Source organism: Clostridium sp. OM02-18AC, assembly GCF_003481825.1.
Taxonomy (GTDB): Bacteria; Bacillota; Clostridia; order Lachnospirales; family Lachnospiraceae; genus Brotaphodocola.
In genome coordinates this window covers 104,527-115,962 of the sequence record NZ_QULW01000005.1, presented here as the reverse complement: position 1 = coordinate 115,962, position 11,436 = coordinate 104,527, and the positions used below count along the sequence as shown (strand labels likewise).

Genomic DNA, 11,436 nt, shown 5'->3' with positions numbered 1-11,436 from the left:
CTCCGGCAACCGGGTCAATAGGCGTTCTTATTAATAAAGCCTTTGAAAAATGTCAGAAACAATATCTTAAAGTCAAATCCCAAAGTCCAGTTTTCAATGTAATAAAGATCATGCTCGATCCGTTTGGTGATCGAAGTGTCACCCCGATAACCATTCACCTGGGCCCAGCCCGTCATGCCCGGCCGCACCTGGTGTTTGATCATGTAGCGGGGGATTTCTTCCTTAAACCGCTCCACAAAATAGGGACGTTCCGGCCGCGGTCCCACCAGGCTCATGCTGCCAAACAGGACGTTGAAAAGCTGCGGCATCTCATCAATACTGGTTTTTCGGATGATCCGTCCGATCGGTGTTACCCGCGGGTCACGTTTGGTCGTCCACTCGCTCTTTTCTTTTTCCGGTGCCTGCACTTCCATGGAACGGAACTTGTACATTTTAAATGGACGGTTGTGAAGTCCTACCCGTTCCTGACAATAGATCAGCGGTCCCGGAGAAGTCAGCTTGATCAGCACGGCCGTCACCAGCATAATGGGGGAAAACAAAATCAGTGCAACAACCGCACCAAAAATATCAACCACACGCTTCATTGCTGCATTCAGCGGATCGTTTAACGGAACATGGCGGATATTGATGACCGGCAGTCCCTGTAAATCCTCCGTATATGGCCTGGTCGGGATCACATTGTTATAGTCCGGAATGAACTTCGTGTGAACCCCGGATTTCTCGCAGACTGCCACGATCTTTTCCAGACCGGCATACTCCTTCAGGCTTAAGGTAATGGCAATCTCATCCAGGCGGTTCATGTCCAGGATCGGCTTTAAATCCTTTAATGTGCCGATGACTTTGATCCCGCGGTAATCATATCCCCACTGCTTATGCTCATCGAGAATGCCGCGCACGCGGTATCCCCACTCCGGGTTTGCCAGCACACGGTCAATATAACCTTCCGCTGCCCGGCTGTAACCCACCAGAATAATATGTTTCTGATTGTAGCCCTTTGCACGCATGGAGCGCAGCACAGTGCGGATCAGATTCCGTTCCAGCGTTTCCGCGGTAATGTTGGTCAGAAAGAAGCCTGCTACAAGCCTTGCCGAGAACTCCCGCAGATAAGGGTTCTTTCTTCCTACATACAGGATTGTTCCAAACAGGAACAGTCCGATCAGATTTGCCTTGCAGATGTTCGCAAACTCCTGACGTCTGCCCTGCACCCGCTTCGGCGTAAACAAATGAAAGATTGTATACAAAAGCAGATAGACTGGTATGATCACCACAAGGACCCGCATATAAAACCAGGTCGGCAGGATACCAGCCTCCAAATCTGCTCCGAACAATCCGCTTTTCAATGTAATAAACCAGCTGAACACATAGGCGGCTGCAATCACCAGTGCATCCAGAAGCACATGCAGCCGGTTCAGTCTGGTCTGATTATCTTTTATCATATAGTCCACCCTGATTTTCAGATTACTGTCCATGTATGGCACAGACAGCAACGGATTTTGCCAGGATCCGCGCAAACTGGCGGTCTTTCGGCATCGTAATGGAATCGTAACGATTATACACGAATTTACTGGATTGAGATATTAAATTTCTCTTAACTTTTCTCCCTGCAGCCAGAATCTGCCGTCTGTTCACGCAAGGATGTGCAGCCGGCAGCGCTTAAGCACGCTTGCCTGCCTTCTTCACCTGGCGTCTGGAAAACTCGTAAATATACAGTGCCGCGCCATAGATCAGCTCCCACTCAATGGCAAGATAATTCGTGAAATCTTCCTTGCGGTAAGGAACCTTGCGCGTCTTTTTTACGGTTTTGATTCCCTCAAAAATCCCGGCAATATAGTCTTTTTCAAAACCGAGTTTTTTGAAAAACAGGTACTTTCCGACGATGCCCATGGCGATCGGGATGCTGTTCACCAAAAGCTGTGGTGCCGGCATATTTTTGTAATTCAGATATACGTTATTGCGCGCTGCCAGCTTCACCTTAAAGGAATTATACTTAGAGCCGCTGGTGCCGCTTCCCACATGGAACACCTTCGCAGACGGGCAGTAACGGTTATAGTATCCCGCAATTTTTGCCCGGTATCCCACATCGATGTCTTCCAGGTAGGCAAAATGCATCTCATCGAAGTATCCGATCTCGTCAAATACCTCTCTGCGGTAGATTGCCGCACCGGCACAGGCCGAAAAGATATGGCAGGGGCGGTCATATCGTTCGATTTCCTGCCCCACGCCCCGCTGGTATGCCCAGCCCATAATGCTGTACATATCACCGCCGTCATCCATCAGATCCTTATGGTAAAGCTGGATCATCTTCGGGCTCACGGAGAAGATCCTCGGAGAGCTTTCTATGGCTTTTAAAAGTTCTCCGACATACTCCGGCTCCGCTTCCGTGTCATTGTTTAAGAGGATCACATACGGTGTTTTTGCTGCGCGGATTCCCACATTGACCGCACCGGAAAAACCAGTATTGGTTTCGAGGAAAATCGATGGAAGCCCATGCTCCTTCAGCCATTCCACGCTGCCATCGGTGGAACCGTTGTCCACCACCAGCAGCTCAAAGTCCCGGCAGATCTGCCGATCCAGCGCCGCCATACAGGGTTCCATGAATTTCAGACCATTATAGTTTGGAATGATGATCGTTACTTTTTTCATACGTGCTCCTCCATCCTACTGCTCTTTCAGATCCGGAAGCTTATATGGCTCACCGATCTTCTCTTTTAAGAGATCCCGCAGGGAAAAGTCTGATTTTCGCAGGGTCAGGTTCGGATTGTAGTAAGGATCCCCGTTCTTTAAGATATCCGGCCAGCGGCTTGCCACCAGTGCCCACTCCCGGTTGAAGCGTGCTACCTTCTCCGGTGTATCCTCCAGACCGCGGGACTTGGACTCATAGTGATGCATCACTGCATACGGTGCGTAAACCACCAGATATCCGGCTGCCCGCACTTTCAGGCAGAAGTCCACGTCATTAAATGCCACAGCCAGCTCCTCAGTCAGACCACCGACTTCATGGAAAACCGACTTTTTCACCATCAGGCAGGCTGCCGTTACGGCACTGTAATCCTGTGCGCACATTGCACGGTGGAAATAACTGTTTTCCGCTTCATGCAGACCAATAAAGGTATGACCTGCCACGCCGCCAAAACCGATCACAACTCCGGCATGCTGGATCGTGTCATCCTCATAGAGCAGTCTGGCACCGACAATGCCGACCTCTTTCCGCTGGCAGAAGCCAAGCATCTCCTCAAACAGGCGCGGGGCAATGATCTCGGTATCGTTGTTTAACAGCATCAGGTACTCGCCCTTTGCAAAGGAAGCTCCGAAGTTGTTGATCGCGGAATAGTTGAACTCCCGTTCCCAGCGAACGACCTTCACCTGTGGGAATTCCTTCTGGATCTTCTCATAATACGCGAAGGTCTCCGGCTCGGTGCTGTTGTTCTCCACCACAATAAACTCCAGGTTTTTGTAGGTGGCACGCTCGATGATGGAGCGGATGCAGAGGTCTAAGTCCACGCTGTGATCCTTGTTCGGAATGATAACCGACACCAGCGGGTCGCCCTGGATCTTAAAGGTCGTGTGGTAGATTCCGTAATCGACGCCCTTTTCCACTTTCTCAGCCGGGATGCCCATGCGCTCATAGTGTGCCATGATCGCGCGTGCACCTGCCTCAAACGCATACAGCTTGCTCTCCGGGTTGCTGGCTGTAGACTCCTGGTGACAGCGCCAGTGGTACAGCACCTTCGGGATATGGCAGATTTCTTTCGCATTCTCCGTGCAGCGGAAAATGAAATCGTAATCCTGGGCACCGTCAAACTCGTGGCGGAAGCCGCCTACTTTGTTCAGCAGTTCCTGCTTCACTACAAACAGATGGCAGATATAATTGACGCTGGTTAAAAGGTCCGGGTTAAAATCCGGTTTGAAATGCGGGTCAAACAGCGCACCGCCGTCCATATCCAGCTTATCTTCATCGGAATAGATGACATCGCAGTCCGGGTGCTCGTTGATGGTCTTTGCCACCTCATACAGAGCATGCTCCGGAATGGTATCATCGTGGTCAGCCAGAATGATAAAGTCACCCTTTGCCATCTCCAGGGCCGCATTGGTGTTGCCGGAAATTCCCAGGTTTTCCCCAAGCTCCGACACATGGAATCGGCTGTCCTTCTTTGTATATTCCGCCATAACGCGGCTGACAATGGCTCCCTCGCCCTTCGGGCTTCCATTTGCCACGCAGACTTCCCAGTTTTTGTAGGTCTGCGCCAGAATGGAATCCAGCATCTCCCGCAGGTATTTCTCCGGAGTCTTGTACGCCGGAATGACAATGGATAACAGCGGCTCCTTCGCAAATTTTGTCTCACGCTGGGCAGCCAGTTCTTCTTCCTTCGGGCGGGTCAGCTCATACCACTCACCATAGTCATAATCATTATCCAGACCCTGCAGCTTGTGGCGGGACTTCAAAATCAGTGCCTTTAAGCCATACTTCTTTCCAAACTCCAGTGCCACATGAACCGTTTCCATGTTCATAAGATCCTTGATCTTTTCCATGCGCTTGTGTGCCACACTGGCGCGCTTTGCGATCAACTCCTCATTGTATTTCACACGGGCAGTCTTTCCATCACAGCGGATCACCAGCCAGTAGTCCGCCCCACGCTCATACGGGAACTGGATGTCAAAGCCATAATCCCGGTCATAGACCTGCTTATAGTAGATCTGGCTCACATCATCCCTGCGGGTTGCCACATATTTGATCGAAAGCGGCTTTTTTTCCTGATCCAGAACCTCAAATTCCGCTTTGGACTCCGGTGTCTTTCCGATAACCCAGCCATTTAACTGAATCGAATTTTCCCGGATCCGCACTACGTCAATCTTGTATTTCATATGAATTTTTCTCCTCACAACGGCTCCACACCGTTTCCGCATGGACCGTTATTCCTCCTCAAACAGTTCTGTGTTCGAACCATTATTTCTCCTCAAAATTCAGGCGTTCTTCCTCCACGACCAGCGGACGGTGCATCACGCGCTGGTTAATGGAGAGCACATACTCGCCCACCATGCCGATGAAGAAAATCTGCACTGAGCCTAAAAACAGCATACCGATCAACATCGGTGCCATGCCTGCCGGGAAACGGTCCCACCAGATCAGCTTCATGACCAGGTAAATGATCGCAACTACTATACTTAAAAATGCGCTGATGGCTCCCACAAACGTAGCCAGACGTAAGCCTGCTTTCGTGTAAGAAGTCACACTGAGCATGGCTGCATCGTACAGACGGTAAAAGTTATTGTGCGTTTTTCCGGCACGGCGTTTCGGCTGCTCGTACGGGATTTCCTTCCGCTTATAACCAAGCTCCGCCACAATTCCGCGCAGAAACGGGGTCGGATCATCCAGATTTCTCAGCACCTCGATAAAATCCCGGTCATACAGTCCGGAACCGGTAAAGTGCTCAATCTGCTCCACGTCAGACAGCTTCTTGATGGTTTTATAATAGAAACTTCTGAGCGCATACATGATCTTGTTTTCCTTGCTGCTTGTCTTGATGCCGATAACGATCTTGTAGCCCTCTTCCCAGGCTTTCACGTATTTCGGGATCATATCCACCGGATCCTGGAAATCTGCCACCATCTCAATGACGCAGTCTCCAGTCACCTGCAGCATGCCATAATACGGAGAATTGAACTGTCCGAAATTGCGGGCATTGAAGATGGCCTTGATCTTCGGGTTTTCTGCACAGAGTCTGCGCAGGATCGGGCGGGTTTCATCGGTAGAATCGTTGTCGATGAACACCAGCTCATAGTCGTACTGCGGCAGATCCCGTGTCAGGGTCTCCAGTACCGCCTTGCTGATTGCCTCTACATTTTCCTGCTCGTTATAGCAGGGGATCAGCACACTGATCTTTTTCATAATCGTTTCCTTCCATATCGTTTCTTGTAACTTGTTTGCCATCGCTGTCATTGTCCAGATCCAGAATGACAATTTTCCACAGAAGTTGATGCTTCTGTTTGTTTTTTCCACATTTTTATGCCAGTATCTGTGGAAGCATCCTTCGGATTCCCTCCGCAAAAGAGACCTCTTCCTTCCAGGTTCCGTCCGTCAGTTTCTTTATATTTTCATTGACCGGACAGATGGAAAGGGCACCTTCCTTTGCCTGGATGAAGCTTCCGTATTCCAGGTTTCCGCGACCGCCGCACAGCGTGTGGATCTCCTCAACAAAGTCCCGCAATACCCGGGTATCTTCCGAAGCCACATTCACAGCATGGCATTCGCCCGGATGGCTGTCGCTGTAGCGATACAGTTCTACGACTGCCCGGGATGCATCTGCGATATCCATAAAATTCCAGCGGTGCCTGCAGGCACTTAAGGAAACCGTTTTTCCTTCCGGCAGTTCCCGCGTCAGCGTGGAAATGATGGACCACGGATGGTCCCCTTTTCCGTAAACGCTGAAGAAACGCAGGTGATAATAGGTCATCTGCATGTCCCGGCAGAGTTTTTCTGCCTGTTCAAAAAAAGCAAGCTTTGCCTTCCCATATTCATTGACCGGATGGCACGCCATGGACTCTTCCATGGTGCCATCGGAAGTAATGCCATATTCTACCCGGGAACCGGCATCCATAAACACCTGGCAGCCCAGAAGCTTTGCTGCTTCCAGGCAGCGAAGCGATCCATCAATATTCGTTTTCTGTACTTCAGGTGAGTCAATCTCCTGGCGGTTCACGCCGCGCCACGCAAAATGCAGAAACGCGTCCGCATGTCCGATCTGCGGGACACACGCTACCGCCTCATCCATCTGTGCGGCGATCCGGTGCAGGTGCTCATGCACCGGAAGACAGTCTGTTTTTTGCGACTGCGGGCGCACCAGGCAGTAAACCTCCGCACCCTCTTCCAAAAACCACTTTGCCACATGGCTTCCGATAAAGCCGGTAGCTCCGGTCATCACGATCCGTTTTCCGGAAAAATTCTGTATCATATTCCATACTCCTGTCGTTTTCTGCCGTTCCTGCTTTTTTACTCCATGCCAGATCCTGTGCAGGCACTGCATGAATCAGTAACGTTTCTTCTTCCTTGCGGTCTCAGAGATGCTCAATCCGGTTCGTGCGCAGAGTCATGACCTCCACACCCGCACCGAACTTTGTTCTTATGATGCCCGCGATCTCATCGGTATAACCCGGTGCCACGATCAAAACTGCATCCACCGGTTCCTCAAAATAATGGTCCGGTGCCACGATCGGCACGTGGGAAGCCGGTGCAAAACGCCCCTGTTTAAACGGAGCAGAATCGATGATATAAGTCAGAGACTCCCCAAGACCAGAAGTCGATGCCAGGGTAAATCCCTGATGGCTTGCTCCCCACATGGCAAGACGTCTGCCTTCCCGGTTCAGACGTTCTGTCAGTGCGCGGATTTCTCCGCTTACCACCGCATAGCCGTCGGTCAGAGGGGCGATGATGCCTGCATCTGCAGCGTCTTCACGCTGTGCCTTCGCTGCTTTTTCTGCATGTTCTCTCTGTGCACCAGTTTCTGCTTCCAGACATTTCGAAGTTGTCTGTACACCTGATGCTGCGCGTTCCAGACCCGCAAGATCATCCTGCTCCATTTTCCCGTCTTCCGGCATGGCGGTTTTTCTCACCACCATGGAAAGTGTATCGCGGTTGATCATCTCCTCCTCGAGCACCTCAAAACCGCAGTGGTTTAATAATGCACGAAGTGTATCAAACGTGTAATAAGCGATATGATCACGGATCAGTTCATAATAGCTTTCCTTCTCCAGAATGTATTCCAGGCTCGGCACGGTGACCAGCCCCATGCCATCCTCAGCCAAATTGTTCCAGATGGCTTTCAGCATAACATCCGGTCTTGGCTGGTGCTCTAAAAAGTTAAAGGATAAGAACACATCAAACGGTTTTTCCGGTACGCTCCAGCCACGCTCCGGCAGCATGGAGGCTTCCTCAGAATATCCGAATTTCTGGTTTTCCCGCTCCGGGAACTCTCGCCAGACACGAAGTCCCTCTGCCTGCGCTGCCGCAACCAGATCCGCCTTGTGCTCTATTCCGTAAATCTCAACCGGAAAGTCCTGTAAAAACTTCAAAAATTCACCCCGGCCGCAGCCAGCCTCCAGAAAGGTCTTTCCCTCCAGATGGTAGGTTTCGATCAAATGACGGTACTGGCTGGTCCGTAATTCCCGCATCGTGGAAGAACCGCCTCCGGCGCGGATCACATCGCGGTAATAAGCCACCGGTTCACAGTCAAACTGAACCAGTCCGCAGCCGCTGCACTGATGCAAATGCAGGGCAATGCCCTGATCGTCCTTCACTTCATCCGTATCCGGAATGTCCTGCGCCGATGCCGGTGCATTTTTCAAACTAAAGAGACTCTTTTCCGGCAGGATCTTCCCGCAGGCTATGCAATGTTTCATAAATTCCCTCCGCAAATGTCCTGGCAGGGCGCCAGCTGGTTTCCCGCAGGATTTTGCTGATATCCGGCATCAGATCTGCCGGACCTTCCGCATTCTGCGGCCGTTCTCCATAGGTAAAACTCCCCCGATGTCCGCACAGTGCATACATTTCTTCGATATAATTCCTAAGCGGTCTGGTATCGCTGCTGCCAATATTATAGACGCCGGTGCTGCCTTCTGTCAGCAAAGCAGCGAGTGCCGCCACCGCGTCATCGATATAAAGAAAATTCCAGTTCTGTGTACACTCGCCCAGTTTCATGCTGCCGCCCTCCAAAAATGTGCGAAGGCAGGACTGAACCAATGAATATGGGTGGTCTCCCGGACCGTACACGCTGTATATTCTCGTATGAATATACTCCATATTCTTCCGTTTGCAAAGTATTTTCGCTTTTTCGCAAAAATCAACCTTTGCCTTGCCATATTCAGACACCGGATGACAGGGGGTATCCTCTGCTACTGTCTGGTGCCAGACTCCGTATTCCGCCTGGGATCCGGTAAACAAAAAGCGGCGGCACCCAAGCGCTGCTGCTGCCTCCACTGCATCCAGGGCATATGTTACGTTTTTCTGCTGCACGTCACGTTTGGTCCGGTTGTCGCTTCCGGCACCATCCCAGCCGGTGTGGATCCAGGCATCCGCAGCAAAACCGGTCAGTTCCCGGATATTTGCCAGGTCCAGCTGGCGGATGACAAGAGACCCACGGTCTATGCCCTCCGCCATCTTTTCCAGATGCTTCATATTAGAAGAAGCGGGGCGGACCACCGCAAAAACCTGGTGCCCCGCCTCTAAAAGTTGTCTTACTGTTGCCGCGCCGATAAAGCTGGTCGCGCCTGTTACTACAATTCGCATTATTTTATCCTCGGAATGATCATCAGTTTGTCCATCTCCTCATCTGGAAGGAATGGAGAAAGATCCTCAAGCGGCGGAGATACTAAAGTACCGTCCGGCAGACGCTTTGCGGAGGACTTCGGCTCAAAGTTCTGGTCCGTCGTCACAAACAGCTCACAGATAGCCGGTCCCTCCATGGTCAGAGTCTTTTCTACTGCATCAGGCAGCTCCTCATTGTGATATGCTGCCACATACGGATAACCGTAAGCCGGGGCAAGTTTTCCCATATCCGGGAAGCTTAAATCGTGGCTGTCTACGCCGATTCCGACCAACGGCTCCCCGAAGAAATTCCGCTGGGTCTGGCGGATGGAATGATAGCCGCCATTGTTGATCAGGAAAATCTTGATCGGCATCTTGTGGTGGATGATGGTCTGCAGTTCCTGAAGATTCATCTGGATGCTGCCCTCACCGGTCAGCAGGATGATGTCGTGCTGGCTGTATCCGTCCCCCTCAAATTCCGGATCATGGGCTGCCATGCAGGCACCGATCGCTGCCGGCAGATCGTAACCCATGGAAGCAATCGCGGAGTTGGATAAGAACCGCTGTCCTTTCTTCATGATATAAGCATGTCCTCCGACCACGCAGGCAGAACCATTTCCGACTACCGTGATCTGATCCTCGCTCAAACGGCTGCTGAGTGCTTCTACCACCGCGTAAACATTCGCCTCGCGGGTCGGATCCGGTTTTAACTGTTCTTTGCGGATCGTCGGATATTTCTCCCGGTACATCCGGCAGGTCTCGCTCCAGGTCATACCCGGAAGGCCCTCGCCGCCGTCAAATACCGGGGTTTTGTCGTATTCTTCCCGAAGAACAGCTGCCATCGTCTCCATGAGATCCTTTGCATCTGCCTGAACCGGCATATCCACATGGACACTCGGCTTCTTTAACTCCTCCGGATCGATATCGTTCATGATCACATACGCCTCGCGCGCCCAGGTCTTATAATTGTATCCGACCTGACGGATGCTTAAGCGGCTTCCCACGGAAAATACCAGGTCACTGTTCTGTACAGCCAGGTTGCCCGGACGGTCGCCCATATTGCCCGGTCTGCCCACATACCACGGACAGTCATCGTACATGCAGTCATTTGCATTCCAGCCTACGACTGCCGGAATTCCCAGACCGTCTGCCACTTCCATAAAGGCATCAAACGCACCAGCAATGCGGATTCCGTTTCCGGCATACAAAATCGGACGTTTCGCACTGCGGATTTTCTCGATGATCTCTCTTGCCAGTTCTTTCGAAACCGGTTTCGGAAGTACCTGACGGTGCTCCCCTTTTCCAGCGTAATCCTCCGGGATTGCATGAGCCGGTTCAGCTTCTGCCCAGCCGGTGCCGCCAGCCTCATAATCTGCCGCATCAAATCCAACCAGGTCATCGGTATCTACATATGCGCCCTGGACATCTAACGGAATGTCCAGCCAGGTCGGACCTGGACGCCCGGAATAAGACAGATAAATGGCTTTTTCCAGACAATAGCGGATACGCAGCGGATCGATCACCATCTCGCTGTACTTGGTCATGCAGTCGATGGATTTTACAATATCAAACTCCTGGTCACCCATGGCACGGATGCCGACACCAGACCAGCGTGCAGTGGTGTCGTAGCGCACCTGACCGGATAAGATCAGCATCGGGATGGAATCGAGCCAGCCGCCAACTACGCCGGTGATGGCATTGGTACCGCCAGGGCCTGTCGTCACGCACAGGGCTCCGATCTTGTTGTGGATTCTGGCATAGGCCTCTGCCGCAATGGCACATGCCTGCTCATGGTGCTGGTACAGGCAGTGCAGCCCTTCCTGATGGCCCAGTGCATCGTTCAAATGCATGGCGCCTCCTCCTGTAACCGTAAAGACCTGATTGATCCCTGCCTCAACCAGCTTTCCGGCAATGTAGTTTGATACCTTGATCTTCATTTGGAATCTCCTCCTGTTTTCATATTCTCTCATTCTTATATCGGTTCCTGTTCACGCGTTGCGCAAACAGAAACTTATATCGCACATCTGCCACTTCACGTTTTCCGTTCCCGTTTGCATCTGCGCGTCAATAACATCTTTAATAGCAATAGTATACCATATTCTCCCGTATCCTGCACCCAAAAATCACAGCGCTTCACA

Annotated in this window: 8 protein-coding genes; all 8 read right to left on the bottom strand. The window is 51.5% G+C overall.

All coding sequences use genetic code 11. The features are described 5' to 3' along the window. Window positions 1-14: 14 nt before the first annotated feature. Window positions 15-1,436, bottom strand: a complete 1,422-nt coding sequence (locus DXB18_RS05245; RefSeq protein ID WP_118540385.1) for an undecaprenyl-phosphate glucose phosphotransferase — start codon at window positions 1,434-1,436, stop codon at window positions 15-17. 217 nt (window positions 1,437-1,653) lie between these two features. Then, window positions 1,654-2,643 (bottom strand): glycosyltransferase family 2 protein, encoded by a 990-nt coding sequence (locus DXB18_RS05240; protein WP_118706419.1) that lies wholly within the window; start codon window positions 2,641-2,643, stop codon window positions 1,654-1,656. Window positions 2,644-2,658: 15 nt separating this feature from the next. Continuing rightward, window positions 2,659-4,863, bottom strand: coding sequence for a glycosyltransferase family 2 protein (locus DXB18_RS05235; RefSeq protein ID WP_118706417.1), 2,205 nt, complete (start codon window positions 4,861-4,863; stop codon window positions 2,659-2,661). An 82-nt stretch (window positions 4,864-4,945) separates the two neighbouring features. Further along, a complete protein-coding gene (locus DXB18_RS05230; protein WP_118540386.1) occupies window positions 4,946-5,887 on the bottom strand; it encodes a glycosyltransferase family 2 protein in 942 nt (313 codons plus the stop codon). A 115-nt stretch (window positions 5,888-6,002) separates the two neighbouring features. Then, window positions 6,003-6,950, bottom strand: a complete 948-nt coding sequence (locus DXB18_RS05225; RefSeq protein WP_118706469.1) for an NAD(P)-dependent oxidoreductase — start codon at window positions 6,948-6,950, stop codon at window positions 6,003-6,005. A gap of 103 nt (window positions 6,951-7,053) precedes the next feature. Then, window positions 7,054-8,394 carry a class I SAM-dependent methyltransferase gene (locus tag DXB18_RS05220; RefSeq protein WP_118706415.1) on the bottom strand — a complete coding sequence of 447 codons (1,341 nt, stop codon included), beginning with the start codon at window positions 8,392-8,394 and terminating at the stop codon, window positions 7,054-7,056. Next, window positions 8,342-9,280, bottom strand: a complete 939-nt coding sequence (locus DXB18_RS05215; protein ID WP_118540288.1) for an NAD(P)-dependent oxidoreductase — start codon at window positions 9,278-9,280, stop codon at window positions 8,342-8,344. The genes DXB18_RS05220 and DXB18_RS05215 overlap by 53 nt, the downstream gene beginning before the upstream one ends. Further along, window positions 9,280-11,235 (bottom strand): thiamine pyrophosphate-binding protein, encoded by a 1,956-nt coding sequence (locus DXB18_RS05210; protein ID WP_118706413.1) that lies wholly within the window; start codon window positions 11,233-11,235, stop codon window positions 9,280-9,282. Before DXB18_RS05210 ends, DXB18_RS05215 begins: the two co-directional genes overlap by 1 nt. Window positions 11,236-11,436 lie beyond the last annotated feature (201 nt).

Coding starts and splice junctions, on each gene's coding strand:
- DXB18_RS05245 (WP_118540385.1), bottom strand. CDS start 1,436: ATGATAAAAGATAATCAGACCAGACTGAACCGGCTGCATGTGCTTCTG.
- DXB18_RS05230 (WP_118540386.1), bottom strand. CDS start 5,887: ATGAAAAAGATCAGTGTGCTGATCCCCTGCTATAACGAGCAGGAAAAT.
- DXB18_RS05225 (WP_118706469.1), bottom strand. CDS start 6,950: ATGATACAGAATTTTTCCGGAAAACGGATCGTGATGACCGGAGCTACC.
- DXB18_RS05240 (WP_118706419.1), bottom strand. CDS start 2,643: ATGAAAAAAGTAACGATCATCATTCCAAACTATAATGGTCTGAAATTC.
- DXB18_RS05235 (WP_118706417.1), bottom strand. CDS start 4,863: ATGAAATACAAGATTGACGTAGTGCGGATCCGGGAAAATTCGATTCAG.
- DXB18_RS05220 (WP_118706415.1), bottom strand. CDS start 8,394: ATGAAACATTGCATAGCCTGCGGGAAGATCCTGCCGGAAAAGAGTCTC.
- DXB18_RS05210 (WP_118706413.1), bottom strand. CDS start 11,235: ATGAAGATCAAGGTATCAAACTACATTGCCGGAAAGCTGGTTGAGGCA.
- DXB18_RS05215 (WP_118540288.1), bottom strand. CDS start 9,280: ATGCGAATTGTAGTAACAGGCGCGACCAGCTTTATCGGCGCGGCAACA.